This window comes from Sphingopyxis sp. H050, from assembly GCF_001468265.1.
Classification (GTDB): domain Bacteria; phylum Pseudomonadota; class Alphaproteobacteria; order Sphingomonadales; family Sphingomonadaceae; genus Sphingopyxis.
Genome location: NZ_LNRZ01000001.1, coordinates 204,429 through 224,236, shown reverse-complemented (window position 1 = coordinate 224,236; position 19,808 = coordinate 204,429). Strand labels below are relative to the sequence as shown.

Annotated in this window: 16 protein-coding genes; 10 read left to right on the top strand and 6 right to left on the bottom strand. The window is 65.5% G+C overall.

Going from position 1 to position 19,808, the window contains the following annotated elements; translation table 11 throughout:
* Window positions 1-44 precede the first annotated feature (44 nt).
* On the bottom strand, window positions 45-2,579 hold the full coding sequence (locus ATE67_RS01005; protein WP_156416847.1) for a TonB-dependent receptor: 2,535 nt from the start codon (window positions 2,577-2,579) through the stop codon (window positions 45-47).
* A 350-nt stretch (window positions 2,580-2,929) separates the two neighbouring features.
* On the opposite strand from ATE67_RS01005, the gene ATE67_RS01000 reads away from it, so the two are divergent.
* A complete protein-coding gene (locus ATE67_RS01000) occupies window positions 2,930-3,325 on the top strand; it encodes an Ohr family peroxiredoxin (RefSeq protein ID WP_058814835.1) in 396 nt (131 codons plus the stop codon).
* Here the strand turns inward: ATE67_RS01000 and ATE67_RS21260 are convergent.
* On the bottom strand, window positions 3,322-3,486 hold the full coding sequence (locus tag ATE67_RS21260; protein WP_156416846.1) for a hypothetical protein: 165 nt from the start codon (window positions 3,484-3,486) through the stop codon (window positions 3,322-3,324). The genes ATE67_RS01000 and ATE67_RS21260 overlap by 4 nt on opposite strands.
* A gap of 316 nt (window positions 3,487-3,802) precedes the next feature.
* On the opposite strand from ATE67_RS21260, the gene ATE67_RS21255 reads away from it, so the two are divergent.
* Window positions 3,803-3,958, top strand: a complete 156-nt coding sequence (locus ATE67_RS21255; protein WP_156416845.1) for a hypothetical protein — start codon at window positions 3,803-3,805, stop codon at window positions 3,956-3,958.
* Window positions 3,959-3,969: 11 nt separating this feature from the next.
* Here ATE67_RS21255 and coaA read toward each other — a convergent pair whose 3' ends face one another.
* A complete protein-coding gene (gene coaA, locus ATE67_RS00995) occupies window positions 3,970-4,905 on the bottom strand; it encodes a type I pantothenate kinase (protein WP_058814834.1) in 936 nt (311 codons plus the stop codon).
* Window positions 4,906-5,144: 239 nt separating this feature from the next.
* Between coaA and ATE67_RS00990 the strand changes: the two genes are divergently transcribed.
* Genes ATE67_RS00990 through ATE67_RS00965 form a run of 6 tightly spaced genes read left to right on the top strand, consistent with a single transcriptional unit; the run spans window position 5,145 to window position 14,673 of the window.
* Window positions 5,145-7,382 (top strand): TonB-dependent receptor, encoded by a 2,238-nt coding sequence (locus tag ATE67_RS00990; protein WP_058814833.1) that lies wholly within the window; start codon window positions 5,145-5,147, stop codon window positions 7,380-7,382.
* Window positions 7,383-7,396: 14 nt separating this feature from the next.
* Window positions 7,397-8,347, top strand: coding sequence for an alpha/beta fold hydrolase (locus tag ATE67_RS00985; RefSeq protein WP_058814832.1), 951 nt, complete (start codon window positions 7,397-7,399; stop codon window positions 8,345-8,347).
* Between the two features lie 11 nt (window positions 8,348-8,358).
* A complete protein-coding gene (locus ATE67_RS00980; RefSeq protein ID WP_058814831.1) occupies window positions 8,359-9,720 on the top strand; it encodes a tetratricopeptide repeat protein in 1,362 nt (453 codons plus the stop codon).
* On the top strand, window positions 9,717-12,263 hold the full coding sequence (locus ATE67_RS00975) for an ABC transporter substrate-binding protein (protein WP_156416844.1): 2,547 nt from the start codon (window positions 9,717-9,719) through the stop codon (window positions 12,261-12,263). The genes ATE67_RS00980 and ATE67_RS00975 overlap by 4 nt, the downstream gene beginning before the upstream one ends.
* Window positions 12,260-13,072, top strand: coding sequence for an ABC transporter permease (locus ATE67_RS00970; RefSeq protein WP_058814830.1), 813 nt, complete (start codon window positions 12,260-12,262; stop codon window positions 13,070-13,072). The genes ATE67_RS00975 and ATE67_RS00970 overlap by 4 nt, the downstream gene beginning before the upstream one ends.
* On the top strand, window positions 13,069-14,673 hold the full coding sequence (locus tag ATE67_RS00965; protein WP_058814829.1) for a dipeptide ABC transporter ATP-binding protein: 1,605 nt from the start codon (window positions 13,069-13,071) through the stop codon (window positions 14,671-14,673). Before ATE67_RS00970 ends, ATE67_RS00965 begins: the two co-directional genes overlap by 4 nt.
* Here ATE67_RS00965 and ATE67_RS00960 read toward each other — a convergent pair.
* Both ATE67_RS00960 and ATE67_RS00955 read right to left on the bottom strand, forming a co-directional pair.
* Window positions 14,670-15,668, bottom strand: coding sequence for a P1 family peptidase (locus ATE67_RS00960; protein ID WP_058814828.1), 999 nt, complete (start codon window positions 15,666-15,668; stop codon window positions 14,670-14,672). The two genes, ATE67_RS00965 and ATE67_RS00960, sit on opposite strands and share 4 nt — an antisense overlap.
* A complete protein-coding gene (locus ATE67_RS00955; protein ID WP_058814827.1) occupies window positions 15,665-17,068 on the bottom strand; it encodes an amidase in 1,404 nt (467 codons plus the stop codon). The genes ATE67_RS00960 and ATE67_RS00955 overlap by 4 nt, the downstream gene beginning before the upstream one ends.
* A 539-nt stretch (window positions 17,069-17,607) precedes the next feature.
* On the opposite strand from ATE67_RS00955, the gene ATE67_RS00950 reads away from it, so the two are divergent.
* Both ATE67_RS00950 and ATE67_RS00945 read left to right on the top strand, forming a co-directional pair.
* Window positions 17,608-17,850: a hypothetical protein gene (locus ATE67_RS00950; RefSeq protein WP_231727998.1), complete on the top strand. Its 243-nt coding sequence runs from the start codon at window positions 17,608-17,610 to the stop codon at window positions 17,848-17,850.
* Between the two features lie 72 nt (window positions 17,851-17,922).
* Complete coding sequence (locus ATE67_RS00945) at window positions 17,923-18,228, top strand: putative quinol monooxygenase (protein WP_058814826.1); 306 nt, start codon at window positions 17,923-17,925, stop codon at window positions 18,226-18,228.
* Window positions 18,229-18,286: 58 nt separating this feature from the next.
* Here ATE67_RS00945 and ATE67_RS00940 read toward each other — a convergent pair whose 3' ends face one another.
* The gene (locus tag ATE67_RS00940) at window positions 18,287-19,798 is read right to left on the bottom strand and encodes a tryptophan halogenase family protein (protein WP_058814825.1); all 1,512 of its coding nucleotides are present in this window, start codon (window positions 19,796-19,798) and stop codon (window positions 18,287-18,289) included.
* Window positions 19,799-19,808 lie beyond the last annotated feature (10 nt).

Sequence of the window (19,808 nt, the reverse complement as noted above, 5' to 3'; positions counted from 1 at the left end):
CGTCCACCAGGACGCGCCCTTTCTCTTGTCTCGATCCTTAGGGATCAGAACGAAGCGCGGAGCTTCACGCCGTAGAAGCGCGGCGGCGCGGGATAGACCGCGAAGCTCGTGCCCTGCTCGGGAACCGGGAACGACGTGATGTTGTAATATTTGTTGAACAGATTCTCGACATAGGCCTCGATGCCGAAGCGGTTGTCGTTGAAGTTCAGGCCGACCCGCGCATTGACGATCGTGTAGCCGTCATTGGTCGTGAACGGCACGCCCAGCGGCGAGTTCAGCGTGTTCGAGTCGCTGTTCGTGCGCGCGTCGATGTGGACGAGACCGCCGACCGAGCTGCTGAGCTGCGGCGTCCAGGTCGCCGACGTCGTGATGACGTGACGCGGCGAGTTGGTCAGCGGCTTGCCGTTGTCGCTGCCCGCCAGCGGATCCTTCACCTCGGTGTCGAGGAGAGTATAGCCGACGTGGAAGTTCAGGTCGCTGACCGGACGGATGATCGCATCGAGCTCGACGCCCTTCGAAATCACCTTGTCGAAGTTGCGGACCACGAAGCGCGTCCCTTCGAACGCGTTGTTCTGATAGCCCTTGAACGTCGAGTGGAAGACCGACCCGTTGAACTGGAAGGCGCGGCTGAAATTGGTCTTGAAGCCGATTTCATACACATCGGCGGTTTCGTTGCCGAATTCCAGGTCGGTGATCTGCGCGCCGTTGCCGCCCAGGAACACGCTGTCGAACGAACCACGGTCGAGGTTGTAGCCGCCCGATTTGTAACCGCGATCGTAGCCGCCATAGAGCAGCACCTCGTCCGAAACCTTGAACGACAGCTTGGCGGTGCCCGTGAACTCGCTCTCGCTGCGATCGCCCGTGTAATTGCCGTTGAATTCGGAGTTCACGGTCGGGTTGCAGGCATAGAGATAGACCAGCGGGAAACGCGCGCCGAGGCCGGCGCGATAGGCGGCGGCCGCAGGGCTCTGCAGGAAGTTGCAAGCCGGAACCTGCGAGTTCAAGTTCGCCTTGATGTCCTTGTTTTCGTGGTTGTAGCGCAGACCCAGCGTCAGCGAGAGCTGATCGCTGATGTTGATAATGTTGTGCGTGAACAGCGCAAAGGCTTCGGTCTTGACGCTATACTGATCGGCAACCTGACCGCCGCCGTTGGGCGTGCGCGGCAGCGGCACCCCCGCGAAGACCGGAACCGCCGGGCCGAGCGTGCCATAAAGCTGCAGGCCCTGCGGCGGCAGACCGGGCTGGCCGGCGGTCAGCGCGTTGAAGATGCCGTCGACGAACTGGTCGGCCTGGGTGCCGAAGCGCACGCGGTCGGTGAGTGTCGTCTTCTCGTTCAGGTAAAAGCCGCCGATCAGCCAGTCGAGACCGCCGTCGAAAGCCGAACCGTTGAAGCGGACTTCCTGCGTGAAGTCGCGCAGGCCCGTGCGATAGCCTTCGCGATAGGCGCGGTCGAGACCCGAGAAATCGATGTCCTGGTTACGCAGCGCCTTCCAGTCGCGATAGGCGGTGATCGAGGTCAGCGTGACGCCGCCCAGATCCCAGTTGAGCTCGCCCGAAACGCCCCATTCCTTGACCTGTTCGGACAAATCACGGTTCGGCGAGGCCGCCATCGTGCGCGACTTGGGATCGAACGGACGGACGATGCCGACACGGCCGACGGCGCCACCGAGTGCGGGATTGGCCGAGAAGGCCTGGATGACGTTGCTGGCGGCAAAGCCCAGTACCGTGTTGATGTCGGCCGGGTTCGGAGCGATCTGGAAACCCGAATTGGAGTTGATCGCGCCGCAGCACTGTTCGTCGGTCTCGGCATAGTCGCCGATGATGCGCAGGCTGACATCGTCGCCTTCGAACAGGGTCTGGCCGCGAACGAACCAGCGATCGACGTCGTTGAAGCGGCGATCCGAATTGGCGTCTTTGATATAGCCGTCACGCTTGTGATAGCCGCCGTCGAGGCGCGCCGCGATCTTTTCGGTCAGGCCGCCGGTGACGCCCGCCTTGGCTTCGATCTCGTCGTAATTGCCATAGCTGAGTTCGGCATAGCCGCCGAGTTCGAACGAGGGCTTCTGGGTGATGATGTTGAGCGCACCGGCCGAAGTGTTGCGGCCGAACAACGTGCCCTGCGGACCGCGCAGAACTTCGACGCGCTCGATCGGCGGCAGGTCGGCAAGCGCAACGCCCGCGCGGGCGCGGAGCACGCCGTCGATGAACACGCCGACGGCGGGCTCGAAGCCCGGGTTGTCACCCGCGGTGCCGATGCCGCGGATGCGCAGCACGACGCCGGTCGCCGAGGACTGACCCGTGGTCACCTGAAGGCTGGGCGCGACCTGACGCAAGCCGCGAATGTCGGAAATGCCACTGTTGGTGAGTTGCTCGCCGCCGACGACACTGAGCGCGATCGGCACGTCCTGCGCGATCTGCGAACGGCCGGTGGCGGTGACGATGATGTCGCCCTCATAGCCAGCGTCGTCTTGGGTGGTCGCCGTCTCGTCGGCGGCAGCGGCGGCCTGAGCGAAGGCGTAAGCGGGGGTGGTTGCGGCGCACAGCATCGTGGCGCCCAACAGAATGTTGCGCATGGTCATGATGTTTCTCTCTCTCCAAACCGCCGCGCGCAGCCCAAAGGCCTAAGTGGGAGATGCCCGGCAGTAGCTCATCGCTGTAGCCGACCGCTTCGCCGCGTCAACGCGCACGCGCGCTAAATCGCCGATTTTCCGGGTATTAGTGGCCAAATAGCCACAGTTTACGGTACGGCATCGTGGCAGCCCGAGGGTCGTGAACCGAAGAAGGGCCGGCGCCGCAATCAACGTTGCAACCCGCCCAATTTTAAATCCTGCAAGATTAAATCGTATGCGATTGACTTTCACAAACGACTCATCTATATAGATCGTATCCGATATAAACGGATAAGATGTAAATCAGAAAGGTATCGAATATGGCTGACAAACTTCTCTACAACGGAACCACGCACGTCGCCGGCGGACCCAAGGGCCATGCGCGCAGCAGCAGCGGCAAGCTCGACCTGCCCCTGCCGCAGCCACACCCCGCTGCCGAGGAATTGTTCGCCGCCGCTTGGTCGGCCTGCTTTATCGCCGCAACCCAGGTCGCCGCGTCGCAGCGCAAGTTAACTCTTGCTGGTGCACCCGAAATGGACACGACGATCGACCTGCTGCAGGGCGAAGACGGGTTCCACCTTCGCGCCAAGCTGAACATTCATGTTCCGGGCGTCGAAGGCGACGAAGCGCGGGCGCTGATCGAAGCCGCCCACGCGATCTGCCCCTATTCGAAGGCGACCGCGGGCAATATCGAGGTCGAACTGAACCTCATCTAATCCTCGGCGCACAAACCGCCTTGCTGGCCGGGCGGCGCATACGCGCCGTCCGGTCGGTGCGTCTTGAATGCTTCGGCCAGTTGGTGAGCCGATGCCTGGATGATCTGATTGCCCCATTGCCGCGCCGGGCATGCCGCGCCCTGCGGCCGCAAGCGGCTCATGGCCCATCTTTATCTTTCAAAAGAAAAGCTTTGCAAAATCGACGTGAAAGGGCTTGTCCGCCCTTTCTCAATCAATTAGATAGACTTTGTTGCCGAATAATCCACGCCGTCGACGAGCGCGAAGCGGCTTGCTCGACGTGCCAAACCCGGACGGCAGCGCCGGACCCAGCCCAGGCGACAACGCCAGGCCCTCATCGACACTGACAATGCGGTTATGGGAGCCGCGGAGCGCGAGGAGTCGACTCCAGTTTCAAAGATTGCGCGCTTGTCGGTGCACGTGCCGCCTGCTGCGCGGGCGCGACCTAAGGGGGGTTAGTTGACAAAATTCCAGGGGAGTGCGGCCTTTTTCGCTTATGGCCAAAGCCGCGTCGCGTGCGGGTTTCGCTTTTCCAGCGATGTCGATGCCGGGCGTCAGGCTGGTGCGGAGCGATGCGCCGCCGAGGACGCCGCGCTTGCGCGCCAGCAATGGTGAGAGCGGCCAGCTCAGATGCGCCGCAGCAGCAGACGGTCGGCGGTGTGATCGGCGCGCTTGTGAATGATCACGTCGGCACGCTGGCGCGTCGGCAGGATATTTTCCAGCAGATTGGGCAGGTTGACCGTCTGCCAAAGCCGCTGCGCAAATTGCACCGCCTCTTCGCGCGAGGCTCCGGCCAGATGGTGGAAATAGGATTCGGGGTCCTGCATCCGGGTTCTTTGAAGCAAAAGGAACCGGTCCACATACCATTGTTCGATGACATCGGGTTCGGCGTCGACGAAGATGGAGAGGTCGAAGAAATCGGCCGCCGTGAACACGGGCCCATGGCGCCGGTTCACGCCATCGCCGATCTGGAGGACGTTCAGTCCCTCGAAGATCAAGATGTCGGGCGCCTCGACCACATCGAAGGCGCCCGGAACGATATCGTAGCTGGTGTGCGAGTAGACGGGGGCGCTGGCGCGCTCGCCCGCGCGGGCCTGCGCGAGAAATTCGATCATGCGCCGGACGTCATAGCTTTCGGGAAAGCCCTTGCGGTCCATCATGCCGTCGCGGAGCAGCTTTTCCGCGGGCCAAAGGAAGCCGTCGGTGGCAATAAGATCGACCTTCGGATGGTCAGTCGCGCGCGACAGGAGCAGCTTCAGCACACGCGCGATCGTACTCTTGCCGACCGCGACGCTGCCCGCGATCGCGACGATGAAGGGTCTTGCGTGCGATGCCCGGCCGACAAACTCGTCGGTAACCGCGGCCAGGCTGCGTGCGGCGTTGACATGCAGGCTGATCAACCGAACCAGCGGCAGGCAGATTTCCTCCACCTCGGCGATCGACATCGGCTCGTTGGCCCCGCGCAGCAGCGCGAGCTCTTCTTCGGCCAGCAGGAGCGGAACGCTCGACCGCAACCGGCTCCACTCGGCGCGATCGAAAGTCGAATGGCTGCGTATTTCCATGCAGGTCCCTGTGGTTGGAGCCCACGGCCGATGGTCTTGCCGGCCGCGGCACATTGCGCGGTTGCCGTATGTCATGCACCCCCGCTTCACAACAGGCTTTTCACCCGCCGCAGCGCTCGCGCGCCCATCTGCCGCATGACCCTCGCCAACGACTTGCGGATCGCCGTCAGCCCCGGGCCGATCCATTGATTTTATATCCCGTTCAAAGCTTCACTCGCTCAACCAAAAGGGGAAATGACATGAAATCCCGTTTCTATCCGTCGACCGGGGCTCTCCTCGCTCTCAGCCTCCTACCCTCTACCGGCGCATTGGCACAAACCGAGGCGCCGGTCGCCGATGGCGATCAACGGCTCGGCGATATCGTCGTGACCGCGCAGCGCCGCGACGAGTCGGCGCTGGATGTCCCGATCGCGCTGTCGGTCCTCAGTGGCGACGAATTGGCGCGGCGCGGCGTGAGCAATGTCAACGATCTGCAATTCCAGACGCCCTCGCTCGAGGTCGTGCCGGCCTTCGGCGGCGGACAGCCGCAGTTCCGCATCCGCGGCGTCGGTTTCGAGGATTATGCGACGAACAACACGCCAACCGTCGGTATCTATGTCGACGAAATCGCCTATCCGGTGCCCGTGATGACGCAGGGTGCGTTGTTCGACATCGAGCGCGTCGAGGTGCTGCGCGGGCCTCAGGGTACGCTCTATGGCCGCAATACGACGGGCGGCGCGATCAACCTCATCACCCGGCGCCCGACCGAGCAGTTCTCCGCCGGTGTCGACGCCGAATATGGCCGCTTCGGGCTGCTGAAGGCCGGAGGCTTTGTCTCGGGACCGATCAGCGAAACGCTGCGTTTTCGCGTCGCGGGCGTCACCGAACAGGGCGGCGGATTCCAGCGCAACCGCAACACCGGCGAAAAGCTTGGCGACGCCGATCGCCTGTTTGGCCGCGCGCTGCTCGACTGGACGCCATCGGGCAGCGCCACCATCCAGTTCAACATCCACGGCGGCCGGGACCGCAGCGAGCAGACCGGCCTCTATCTCTTTCGCCCCTTCCAGACGCGCGGCTACGGCGGCCCTCTCGGCCCGGTGATCCCGGCCGACACGAACCGCCGTCAGACCGGCTGGGGCCTGTCGCCGACCTTTGCCGCGCTCGCGGGATATGACGTCGACGACAAGCCGCACCGCGACAATGATAGCTGGGGCGCCAGCCTGACCGGCAAATTCGATCTGTCCGACGCGGTCCGCTTCACCAGCATCAGCAGCTACGAGAAATTCAAGCGCCGCGAACTCGCCGACTGGGACGCCTCGGCGAGCCGCGAATCCGATACGTTCTGGGGCAGCGACGTCGAGGTTTACTCGCAGGAACTCCGGCTCTCGTCGAACGGCGACCGACCGCTGAACTGGGTCGTCGGCGGCTATTATTCGAACCAGACGCTCGACGAGCTGTTCCTGACCGACTTCAGCGAAAGCCTCGGGTTTATAACCGACACATCCTATCGCCAGAAAGCCGAGTCAATCAGCGGCTTCGGGCAAGCGAGCCTTGCGCTCGGCGAGCGTTTCGCGATTGTCGGCGGCATCCGCTACGAGCATGAAAAGCGCAAGCTGCGCGACTTCGCGACCAAGATCGGCGGCACGCCGCTGTTCCTCGACGGCAATCGCAACGCGACGCTGGATGAGGCGAGCGGCAAGCTCGCGCTAGAGTTCCGCCCGCGCGACGGGCTGCTCTTCTATGCCAGCGCCAGCCGCGGAGTGAAGTCGGGCGGTTTCACCGTCTACAACTCGCCGAACGCGAACCAGATCGACGCCTTCAAACCCGAAATCCTCTATGCCTATGAGGCCGGGTTCAAGGCCGACTTCGCGCGGGCGGTCCGCTTCCAGGGCTCGCTTTTCTATTATGATTATCGCAACCAGCAGGTGCTGGGCACGATCGTCAATCCGCAGCGCGGGCTGATCGGGCGCATCATCAACGCCCCCAAATCGGAAATCTACGGCGGCGAACTCGAAATCCAGATCGCGCCGACCAGCCGTGTCCGTATATCGCAGTCGGTCGGCTATAAATATGGCCGCTACAAGGATTTCTCCGATATCGACACCACCACCCTTCGCCTCGTGAACGGCCTGTATGTCGCCGATACGATCGACAAATCGGGGCAGCCGATCCCGATCGCGCAATGGAGCTACCAGGGCTCGATCAGCTATGCGCTGCCGCTCGGCAAGGACTTCGGGCTCGACCTGCAGGGCGATTACAGCTTCCGCGACGAGCTGCCGTCCTTCCTTGGCCCGACCTATGACCTCGATGAGCGCTGGATCGCCAACGCCACCGTTACGCTGCGCCCCGCCAAGGGCAATTGGTGGGTCGGCGCCTATGCGCGCAATTTGTTCAGGACGAAATATGACCTGACGCGGAATTTCTTCCTGCCGAACGCCAATATCGCTTCACCGGGACGCCCGGCCTCCTATGGTGTGCGTTTGGGCTTCAGCTTCTGAGCCGGGAGACCAAGATGAAAATTGCAGCATATATATTGGGCGCGATTGTCCTCCTCGCGCTTGGCGGCTGGCTCTATCTGCGTGCGCCGGACATTCCGGCCAAGGACCTTGCCCCAAAATATGCCCGCAACAATTCGCGCTATGCCGAATTGTCGAACGGCGTCCGCCTTCACTATCTCGAAAGTGGGCCCGCCGACGCGCCGGCGGTGCTGCTCGTTCACGGGTTCGGTGACAACAGCTTCTCATGGGACGGCTGGGCCAAGGCGCTGGCCCCGGCGCATCGCGTCATCGCGGTCGACCTGCCCGGCCATGGGCTGACCGAGGCGCCCGCAGACTTCGTCGCGGCGGCCGACAAATATGCCGATGTGCTCGACGAACTGCGCGCGAAGCTGGGCATCACCGAATGGGCGGTCGCGGGCAATTCGTTGGGCGGCAGCGTGGCCTGGCAATCGGCGCTCCGCCATCCCGCGCATGTGTCCGAGCTGATCCTCGTCGCGGCGGGCGGCTGGCCGAGCAAGGCGATCGACGAGGATCCGCCGCTCGCGTTCCGGCTGATGCGCTACAAGCTCGGCCGTGACTTCATCGCGTCGATCGACAACAAGCCGCTGATCATCGAGGGGCTGAAGCGCAATGTCGTCGACGACAAGGTGCTGACCGACGACTTCATCCAGCGCTGGGCCGACCTCCAGCGCCTGCCCGGCCACCGGGCGATCCTGATGTCGCTCAATCCGGGCAGCGCCGCAGCCTCCGCGGAAAAGCTCGCCGCGATCAAGATCCCGACGCTGATTCTTTGGGGCAAGCAGGATCCGCTGCTCGACGTCTCGGGCGCCGACCAGTTCAAGGCGGCGATCCCGCAGGCCGAGCTTATCATCTATCCCGACGTCGGACATTTGCCGCAATGGGAACAGCCCGATAGGACGGGTCAGGATGCCGCCAAATTCCTGGCGCGCCATGCCGAGCCATAGAAGGCGCCTTGATGGCCAGCGACCAGTTCGGAAATGAAATCAGCGGCGCCGATGTGGCGGACGTGCAAGCGATCGACGCCTTCGTCGGCGGCCTGCTCGCCTACCACGTCCGCGCCGCCGATATCTTGACGCGTGGCGCCGATCCGCGGTCGGCGGCGCTTGTCCAGATTTATGCAGGTTACCTGCACCTGCTCGGCGAGCATGGCGCCGCGGCCGATGCGGCACGGCCGTTCCTCGACCGCGCGAAGCGGCATCACGCGCTGACCGAACGCGAAACCGCTCTCCTGAAGATATTGAACGACTGGATCGCCGCCGACATCGACGCGGTGATCGCCGGCCTGACCGGGACTGTCGAAAAGCATCCGCACGATCTGCTCGCGCTCAAACTCCTTCATTATCATCTGTTCAATCGCGGCGCCTTTCCAGCCATGCTGCGCGCCGCCGAGCGGGTCGCCGAAGGCGCACCCGATGCGCCCTATGTCCACGGCATGCGCGCTTTTGCGCTCGAACAGCTGCACCGGATCGGCGAAGCCGAGCAAGCGGCGTGGCAGGCGCTCGACATCGTGCCGGGCGATCCCTGGGCGCAGCACGCGCTGGCGCATGTCTGGCTGACCGAAGGACGGATCGAGGAGGGTGCCGCGGCGCTCGAACATTGGGCGACCGACTGGATCGAACTCAACAGCTTCATGGTGACCCACCTCTGGTGGCATCTGGCGCTGTTCCGCCTGAGCCAGGGCCGCGAGGGCGAAGCGCTGCAAATCTATGACGAGCAGGTCTGGGCGCATGACAAAAGCTATTCGCAGGATCAGGTCGGCGCCATCTCATTACTCGCGCGGCTCGATCTCGCAGGCGTCGACGTCGGCGCACGCTGGGACGATATTGCCGATCATGTCGCGGGACGCGACCGCGACACGCTCCAGCCCTTTCTGACCGTCCAATATCTGTATGGACTGGCGCGCGCCGGGCGGCCGCAAGCCGACGCGTTGCTCGCCGCCATCGACCGCGCCGCTGCCGACACGGGCAGTCAGGATCACGCGGTCTGGGACCAGGCGGCAAGGCCCCTCGCGCATGGGCTGGTCGCGCATGCCGGCGGTGATTTCGAGGCGGCTATCGCGGCGATATCGCGCGCGCTGCCGCATCTCGTCAGTCTCGGCGGCAGCCATGCGCAGCGCGACCTTTTCGATCTCATTCTGCTCGATGCCCAGATTCACAGCGGCCGATGGGGTGAGGCGCGGCAGGCGCTGGAACGCCGGCGTCGGCATGATCCCGATGGCGTCCCGCTCAACCGCACGCTCGGCGATGTTTATGAGCGGCTGGGCCTGCCCGAGCAGGCGGCCGAGGCGCGGGCGCGCGTCGCGAGGCGCCTTGCATGACCGCTCTGCTGCGGCTGGTCGTCGTCCTGCTCCTGTCCCTCGCGGCCGTCGTCGCGGTCTCCGCGCAGGCGCAGGGCAACCTACGCGTCGCGCTTCAGCTCGAGCCCCCCAATCTCGATCCCACCAGCGGCGCCGCCGTCGCGATCGACGAGGTCGTTTATGCGACGATTTTCGAGGGGCTGGTACGCGCCGACACCGACGGATCGATCCGGCCGCTGCTCGCCGAAAGTTGGACTGTCTCGTCCGATGGGCTCGTCCATGATTTCAAGCTGCGCGGCGGTGTCCGCTTTCACGACGGCCGTCCGCTCACCGAAGACGACGTGATTTTCAGCCTACTGCGCATATCCGCCAAGACGTCGAGCAACGCACAAGCGCAGGCTTTTTCGCGTATTGCCGCGGTGACGTCGCCCGCGCCCGGTCGTGTCCGGATCAGGCTGAAGGCCCCCGACGCCAATTTCCTAACCCTGCTCACCCTCGGCGACGCGGTCATCGTGCCGCGCCATGCCGCCAAGACGCTCGCCACCGACCCCATCGGCACCGGCCCCTTCCGGTTCGCGGACTGGCGGCGCGGTAGCGACATCACGCTGGTGCGCAATCCAAATTACTGGGGGAAGCCCGCGCGGCTGGCCCGCCTCACCTTCCGCTTCATCGCCGATCCCAGCGCCGCTTATGCCGCGGTCAAGGCAGGGGATATCGATCTGTTTCCCGATTATCCTGCCCCCGAAACCTTTGGCCAACTGCGCAGCGATCCGCGCCTCAAGCTGACCGTCGGGCCGACCGAGGGCGAGGTCATCCTGTCGATGAACCAGCGGCAGGGGCCGCTCGCCAATCTGGCGGTCCGCCGCGCGATCGCGCACGCGCTCGACCGCCGCGCGATCATCGACGGCGCGATGTTCGGCTATGGCGTTCCGATCGGCAGCCATTTCCCGCCGCAAAGCCCCGACTATATCGACTTGACCGGGCGCTATCCCCACGACGTCGAAGCGGGACGCCGCCTCCTCGCCGAGGCGGGCTATGCCGATGGCTTCACCCTGCGCCTGAAACTGCCGCCGCAATCCTACGCCCGGCGCACCGGCGAAATCATCGCGGCGCAGCTCGCCAAGCTCAAGATCAAGGTAAGGATCCAGAATCTGGAGTGGCCGGGCTGGCTCGACGAGGTGTTCGCGCGCCACGATTACGACCTGACCATCGTCAATCATGCCGAACCCTTCGACTATGACATCTATGGCCGCACCGGCTATTATTTCGGCTACGACAGCCCGGCCTATCGCGCGCTGCTCGCCCGGCTTCAGACGGCGCGCGACCCTGCGACGCGGCATGGGCTACTGGCCGAAATCCAGCGCACGCTGGCCGACGACGCGGTCAATGGCTTCCTGTTCCAATTCCCACGCCTTGGCGTGCAGGACGCGCGGCTTCAGGACGTCTGGATCAACACGCCGAACCAGGCGATCGATTTCGCGACGGTCAGTTTTGGCGGCGCAGCGGGCGGTGACGACGCGTCGTCCGACAAAAGCATCGCGTCGGGCGGATGGGGCATACCCGCCCTGCTCCTTCTGCTGATCGGCGTCGCCGCGGCACTGTGGCGCTTCGGCCTGCCCTATGTCGCCTCGCGGCTCGGCAGTTTTGCGATGACGCTGGTCGCGGCGACCGTCGTGATCTTCGCGCTCATTCAGGTCGTTCCGGGCGATCCGGCCGCCTATATGATGGGGCTGGGCGCGACCCCGCAGGCAATCGCGGCGCTTCATGCCGAACTTGGCCTGACCGGGTCGGTGCCTGAGCGCTATCTCGCGTGGGTCGGCGGAATGCTGCACGGCGATTTCGGGATCAGCTATGTCTATCGCGTGCCCGTCGCCGGCCTCTTGGCGGATCGTTTCGCGCTGTCACTGCCGCTCGCCGGGCTCGCCACCGCGCTGTCGATCCTTGTCGGCGTGTCGGCGGGATATTGGGCCGCGCTGCGGCGAGGCAGCGCCGTCGATGTCGTCATCAGTTGGCTCGCGCGCCTCGGCATCGCGCTACCGAGCTTCTGGCTCGCGATGCTCCTCGTCCTGTTGTTCGCGGTGGGGCTCGGCTGGGTCGAGGCGGGCGGCTTCCCCGGCTGGTCGGCGGGTACAGGGCCGGCGCTTCGAGCGCTCGCGCTGCCCATGGTCGCGCTTGCGCTTCCGCAGGCGGCGATCCTCGCGCGGGTCACGCGCGCGAGCCTGCTCGAAACGCTCGACGAGGACTATGTGCGAACCGCGCGCGCGAAAGGCCTCGGCCGAGCGCGCGCCGCCTTTCGCCACGCGCTGCCGAACGCGCTCGGTCCCGTGCTGACCGTGCTCGGCCTGCAATTTCCGTTTCTGCTCGCCGGAGGTGCGATCATCGAAAATATCTTCTTCCTGCCGGGCCTCGGGCGGTTGGTCATTCAGGCGATCGCGCAGCGCGACCTGATCGTCGTGCAGTCGGTGGTCGTCGTGCTCGTCGCAGTGACGGTGCTCGTCAGCCTGCTCATCGACATGCTGGCCGCCGCGATCGACCCACGGCTCCGCGAGGGCGAGCGGCGATGACGCAGCGCAAGACGATCCTCGCAATCGGCCTCGCAATCACCGGATTTTTCGTCGCAGCAGCGCTGCTCGCGCTCGTCTGGACCCCCTATGATGTCGCCGCGGTCGAAATCGCCGGTCGTTTGTCGCCGCCCAGCGCCGCGCATTGGCTCGGCACCGATCAATATGGCCGCGACATGGTGTCGCTACTGTTCGCCGGTGCGACGACGTCGCTCGGCGTGTCGCTGCTGTCGGTCGGCGCCGCGCTTTTCATCGGCGTCCCGCTCGGCCTCTATGCCGCGGCGAAGGGTGGGCTGATCGACGGGCTGATCATGCGCTTTGGCGATCTGGTGTTCGCCTTTCCGTCGCTGATGCTCGCGATCATCCTGTCGGCGCTCACCGGTCCCGGCGCGAGCAATGCGATCATCGCGATCGCCATCTTCAATATCCCGGTGTTCGCGCGATTGACGCGCGGCGAGGCACGCCGGGTGTGGACCTATGACTATATCGCCGCCGCACAAATCGCCGGCAAAGCCGCGCCGCGCATTTCCTTCGAACATATCCTGCCGAACATCGCCGGGCCGCTGCTCGTCCAGGCGACGATCCAGTTCGCGCTCGCGCTGATCGCCGAAGCGGGCCTTTCCTATGTCGGACTTGGCGTCCAGTCGCCGCAGCCCAGTTGGGGACGGATGCTAGCCGAATCGCAGACGCTGATCGGCACCGCGCCGCAACTCGCGATCCTGCCGGGCGCAGCGATCCTGCTCGCCGTGTTCGGCCTCACCCTGCTCGGCGACGGGCTGGGCGAGACGCTGCGCGGGGCGCGCGGCGCATGACGCTGCTTCGCTTCGACAATGTCGGCGTCGCCTATCGCGGGCAGATGGCGCTGCAGGGTCTCAGCCTCGACGTCGGCGCCGGCGAGATCGTCGGGCTGATCGGCGAATCGGGCTCGGGAAAATCGACCGCCGCGCTCGCGGCGATCGACCTGTTGCCACCCGGCGCGGAGCGCTCGGGCACGATCCTTGTCGAGGGGCGCGACCTGAAATCGCTCGCCGAACGCGAACGCGACGCGGTGCGCGGCGGCGCCATCGGGATGATATTCCAGGAGCCGATGCGCGCGCTCAACCCGCTCCAGACGATCGGCGCGCAAGTCGCCGAGGCCGTCAGGCTGCACCATGCTGTCGGGCGGCGCGCGGCGCGCGGCGAGGCGGCGAAGCTTCTCGAACGCGTCGGCCTGCCGGAGGAAAAGGTCGCATCGTCGCGCTTTCCGCACCAGCTTTCGGGCGGGCAGCGGCAGCGGGTGTGCATCGCGATCGCGATAGCCGGAAATCCGCGCATCCTGATTGCCGACGAACCGACGACGGCGCTCGATGTCACGACGCAGGCGCGCGTCATCGCGCTGCTCGTCGAACTGGCGCGCGAGCGCGGCATGGGATTGCTGCTCGTCAGCCACGACCTCGCGCTGGTCGGCGGGGTCGCGGACCGCATCGTCGTTCTGAAAGAGGGCCGACAGGTCGAAGCCGGTCCGACGCGGCAGATCCTCGGCGCCCCGCAACAGGCTTATACCCGCACGCTGATCGCCAGCGCGCGCCACAAGCCCGATCGCACCGCGCCCGCGGCGGACGCGCCGCCCCTTCTCGACGTACGCGGGCTCGAACGCAGCCATCGTGCGCGGCGGACATGGCGGCGGGCGGTGCCGGTCAAGGCGATCGACGACATCTCCTTTGCGATCGCGGCAGGCGAAACGCTCGGCATCGTCGGCGAATCGGGCGCGGGAAAGACCAGCTTGCTTCGCACCATCCTTGGGCTGGACCGTCCCGACGGCGGTTCGATCACGCTCGAGGGCGCAGATATCTTCGCGCTTTCGCGGGCGGACCTGCGCGACCATCGGCGCAAGATTCAGGCGGTGTTTCAGGACCCTGCCGCCAGCCTCGACCCCCGCCAGCGAGTCGAGTCGATTGTCGCCGAACCGCTGCATCTGCTTGCCGAGCCGATCCCGGCGGCGGAGAAGCGCGCCCGCGTCGAGGCGATTCTCGAGCGCGTCGGGCTCGCGTCTGCTGACGCCGACCGGCTGCCGCATCAATTCTCGGGCGGCCAGCGCCAGCGCATCGCCATCGCGCGGGCATTGATCCTGAGGCCGAAGCTGGTGGTGCTCGACGAAGCGGTCTCGGCGCTCGATGTCTCGATCCGCGCCGACATCCTCGACCTGCTCGCCAGTCTGGGCCGCGAGTTCGGGATCGCCTATCTGTTCGTATCGCACGATCTCTCGGTCGTGCGCGCTGTCACCGACCGCCTCCTCGTGCTTCAGAACGGCCGGATCGTCGAGCAAGGCCCCACCGCCGAGCTGCTTGCTTCTCCCCAGCATCCGCACACCCGCGAACTTGTCGCGGCGTCGCCCGATCTCGACCGGGTCATCGCCCAGCTGGCCCAGGGTTAAACTTCGCCCGCGTGAAAGACGCCGCGCGCGATCGCGCGGGCAAGGCAATCGGCGGCGGCGGACCCAAGGCGCGCCGCCTGCCACTGCCGGCTGCGGTCAGTCGGTAGCGCAATGGCGCCGCTCGCCACTGCGAACACAAGATCGCCGTCGAACGGCGTGTGAACCGGACGGATCGCGCGCGCGAGGCCATCCTGCGCCATCATCGCCATCCGCTGCGCCTCGGCCTTGCCGAGGTCGGCATTGGTCGCGACGACCGCGAGCGTGGTATTCGCTCCCGCCTGAAGCCGCCCCAGCTCACGGAGCCGCGTTTCATCGGGCGCCGGATGGATCGCCGGCGCGGTGTCGCCCGGCCGCCGCCCCCCGAACTCGCCCTCAATCTCAAACGGCCACGCCCAAAAGGTTTCGCCATCGGGCATGAAGACCGATCCGACCGGATTGACCACGGCCAGCGCCGCGACGACAAGGCCGTCCTCCAGCACGATCGACGCGCTGCCGACCCCGCCCTTCACATGGCCCGCCATCGCGCCGCGGCCAGCACCGACCGACCCGAGAGCGATGGGGCCAGACACCGCTGCCGCCGCGGCCCGTTGACCGAGCGCACGGTAGGGCGATTCCACCCAGTCCTTGTCGCCCGCATTGTTGAGATCATGGAGCACTGCGCCCGGCACGATCGGGATCGGCCGTCCGCCCGCGCGCAGTCGCATGCCGATGCCTTGCGCCGACAGATGGTCGATGACGCCGTCGGCGGCGCTCAGCCCGAATACCGACCCGCCGGAAAGGCAGATCGCATGGATGCCCTCGACGACATTCTGTACCGCCAGCGTCTCGGTCTCGCGCACGCCCGGACCTCCGCCGCGGATATCGACCGCCGCGGTCCATGCCCCATCGAACAGCAGCGCGGTGACGCCCGTCCCGACGCGATCGTCGGTCGCGTGCCCGACGCGGATGCCTGCAATATCCGCAATGCTGTTATCGGGACCGGGACTAAAACTCATTCCGCACTATCTTTCCAGGGTTCGGGCCACGGCCGCTGCGCCGGACGCATCTGTTCATAGGCGTGCGACACTTGCAACACGCCGGCATCGTCGAAACGGCGACCGACGATCTGCAACCCGATCGGCAGGCCCGCCGCCGTATAGCCGCAGTTGATCGACGCGGCAGGCTGTTCTGTCATGTTCCACGGCACCGTAAAGCCAATATGCTCGAACGGCCGTGTCGGATCGTTGACCGGGCTCGCATATTCGGCGGGAAAGGCTGCGACCGGCGCCGTCGGCGACAGCATGAAGTCGAACGGCGCAAAGGCATCGCGGCCCTTCTCGCGGATCTGCATGAAGGCTTCGCTGCCGCGATAGACTTGCGCGCCGCTGTAACCGCGCGCGGGTTCGACCCATTGGCGGATATAAGGCAGGATCAGCGCCTGCCGGTCTTCGGGCAGAGCCGTCATCTGGTCGAAAAAGCGCGCGCGCCAGAAAATGTCGATCCCGTCGAGCATCGCGCGGGTGAAGAAGGGACCCACCGGCTCGACGATGGCCCCGGCGTCCGCAAACAGCTGCGCCGCGGCGATGGTCGCATCGCGTATCTCGGGATCGACCGCAAGGCCGCACCCGGCGTCGAGCATCAGGCCGATGCGCAGGCCTTTGAGGTCGCGCTCCAGCCGCTCCCACGGCAGGTCCGCGGGCGGCAGGCTCATATAGTCGCGCGGATCGGGGCGGCTGAGGATGCTCATCAGCAGCGCGGAATCGGCCACCGTCCGCGTCATCGGACCCGCCACGCGCCCCATATAGGGCGGATCGATCGGGACCCGGCCAAAGCTCGGTTTGAAACCGAAGATGCCGCACCACCCCGCGGGCAAGCGGGTCGACCCGCCGATGTCGGTGCCGATGTGGAGCGGGCCATAGCCCGCAGCGGCCGCCGACCCCGCGCCTGTACTCGACCCGCCGGGCGATTTCGAGAGATCCCACGGATTGCGCGCCAACTTGTGAAAGCTCGACAGGCCCGACGACAGCATGCCGAAGTCGGGGGTCGTGGTCTTGGCGAACAGGACGGCGCCGGCTTCACGCACGCGCGCCGCGGGGGGCGCATCCGCGTCCTGCAAGGTCATGTCGCCCGCCGCCGTTCCCATGGGCTTCGCCACCCCCTTCGTGGCGATCAACTCCTTGACCGTGACGCTTATCCCGTCGATCGAACTCAGCGGCTCGCCCGCCATCCACCGGCCCTCCGCCGCGCGAGCCGCCGCCAACGCGCCTTCGCGGTCGATCGCCCAGCACGCGGCGAGCAAGGGTTCGGCTTCATCGAGGCGCGCCAGCACGCTGCCCAGAAGTTCCACCGGCGACAGGGCCCGACGCGCGAACAGCGTCGATAATCGGGTCGCCGACAGATCGCATGCCTCGGTCACGGCATGATCCTGGCAGCGTCCGCATCGAGCCCCCAAATCATGTGGGCCGAAATCCGGCGAGCCCCCGCGGGACCGCATGGCCTGCCTTGTCGTGCCACAGCAAATGAGCGATCGGCAAAAAGTGTGCGCATGTCCCGGAGGGCGGGACAGAATCGATCTCGCCGGGCATAATCGCTAAGGCGATGCGCGTGTCCATGATCCGCTACCCCTTTCACCCCTTCTGCGTCCCGGCGCGCCGGTGGTTGCGCTCCAATCCAGACCGGCGAAGAACCGCCATGAAGGCGATGTTGCCACCCTCTCGCGACCGGCGATGCTGTTGCTCGCATCGATCAGCCACAGCCCCCTTATCGCCAAGCATGGAATATTCCCGATTGTCAATTGATTTGATTGAGTAACTTGATCGACAGGAACGCCCCCGCAGGGGGCGATAGTCGTCGGGTCATGGCCCGGACCCTCGGGTCTGACGCGTCAGCCGCCCGGGAGGCGATGTCGAGAAGGCCCGCGATCTCGCGAAAGGCTGGCCATATGCAGGCTACAGAATGACCGTTTTTTCGGCCAGCGGGGAAAAGGTCGTCGAGGACCATATCCTCCATGCGAAAATACATTTCGACATGCCCTCGGCGCTGACCGCCGCCGGTGGTAATGTGGTCACCACCGACGTCGACTTTGCGCCGAATGTGATCGTCGATCGCGAGCTGATCACGGGACAGAATCCGCGGTCCGACCACCCGATCGCCGCGGCCTCCGTCGCTGTGCTCGACCCGTCGCTCGTTACGGCGTGAGGACGCGCATGACTGGCGGGGCGCTGCGCTGGCGCCCCGCCGACCACCACGACCCAAAAAGGAGAAGCCCCGATGTCCAAACAAGTCAAAGTCGTCGCCGCGCTGACCGCCCGCCCCGGACAGGTCGATGCGCTAAAGGCGTTGCTGGAAGGCATGATCGCCCCCAGCCGCGCCGAACCCGGCAACCTGCGCTATGATCTGTGGCAGGATCAGGCCGATCCGGCGCGGTTCGTCTTCGACGAGCTCTATATCGATGCAGCGGCGAATGCCGCACACCGCGAGACCCCGCATTTCCAGGCCTATCTGGCGCGGATCAACGAGCTTGCGGACCGCACCGCCTATGCCTTGACCCCGGTCGATGTGGAACCTGAAGACTGATCCACCCTCCCCGCGGGCGCGAGCGCAGACCTCCCGTCCCCCTGGCCGCGCCATGCTCTCAGGCCGTAGGCCCGCCGGGTGAAGAGAAATTGGCAGCCGCCCGCGCGAGGAAGCGCTCGATCTGATCGCCGTTCGCGGCCCGGTCGGCGGCAACCGGCGCACGCAAGGCGGTCACGGCGGGAAAGGTGCCATAGCCTGCGAAGAGGCAATGCCAGCTGAGGTTGGGATAATAGCCACCGACCCCCAGATCGTCGATCGCCTCCCCAAGGTCCGCGCCCGTGAACCAGGCAGTGATGAGGGTTTTGAGATTGTCCGAGAGCGCGTCCATCGTCGACGCGTCGTGCCAATATCCCGATCCACCCCGCCGGTTCATCCGGTAATGGGCGACGATATAGTCCCGTATCCCATCATATCGCGCGCCTATCCGGGCGTTGAACATATCGCGGTGACGCGCGGTGAAGTTGCCACCTTCATAGGCGGCCAGAAACTCCTGAATGGTGGCGATCACGATGTGGAGGGCCGTGGCCTCCAGCGGCTCTATAAAACCCTGCGCCAGTCCCATGGCGAGGCAGTTCGCGGTCCAACTCGTGGCAAGCCGGCCGACCTTCATGTCGAGATGCCGGAGCGGCGCGTCGGCGTCACCAAGCCCGAGCGCTGCGCGCAACTCCGCCTCCGCCGCGTCGCGGTCGAGGTAGCGGCTGGAATAGACATAGCCGTTGCCGACGCGGGTGGTCAGCGGGATCGACCAGCGCCAGCCCGCCGACATCGCGATGCTGCGCGTCGCGGTGACGACCGGGCCGGTGGCGGGATGAGCGGTGGGCGCGACCACCGCCCGATCGTTGAACAGATTTTCCGCGAATGGCAGGAAGCGTGCGCCGAGCGCCTGCTGGGCAATCATTGCACGGAAGCCGCTGCAGTCGATGAAAAAATCGCCTTCGAGCCGCTCGCCGCCGTCGAGGATCAGCGCCGCGACATCGCCATTGGCGGCGATCTCAACCCGTTCCACCGTTCGCGCGAGATGCTCGGCGCCTTGCCCGACGGCGTGGCCGCGAAGATAGGTCCCGAGTTTGTGCGCGTCGAAATGATAGCCGTAGCCAAGATCGAAGGGGAATGTCTCGCCGCCGTGCGGACCGCCGCCACGCGCCGCGACGCGGGCCGCAAGATAGAAGCTGTCGGGGTTGGCTTCGACATCGACGCCGCTTCGCCGAAGCGCGGCATTGCGGAAGAAATCGCCCTCGGTATGGACGTCCAGCGGGCCTGGGAAGGGATGAAAATAGCGCTGGTATCCGTCGGCTAAAGACCATCCTTCGAACCCGATGCCGAGCTTGTACGTGGCGTCGCAGGCCGGCATCCAGTCGCTTTCAGCGATGCCGAGCGTATCGAAAAACGCCTTGAGCTGCGGCGTGGACCCTTCGCCGACGCCGATGATGCCGATGTCGGGCGACTCGACGACCGTAATCCGCACCGGATGGGCGCGCCAATGATGGCCGAACAACGCCGCCGTCATCCATCCCGCGCTACCGCCGCCGAGGATGACGACATGAAGCGGCTCCGCGGCAGACTGGCTCATCGCGGCGCCA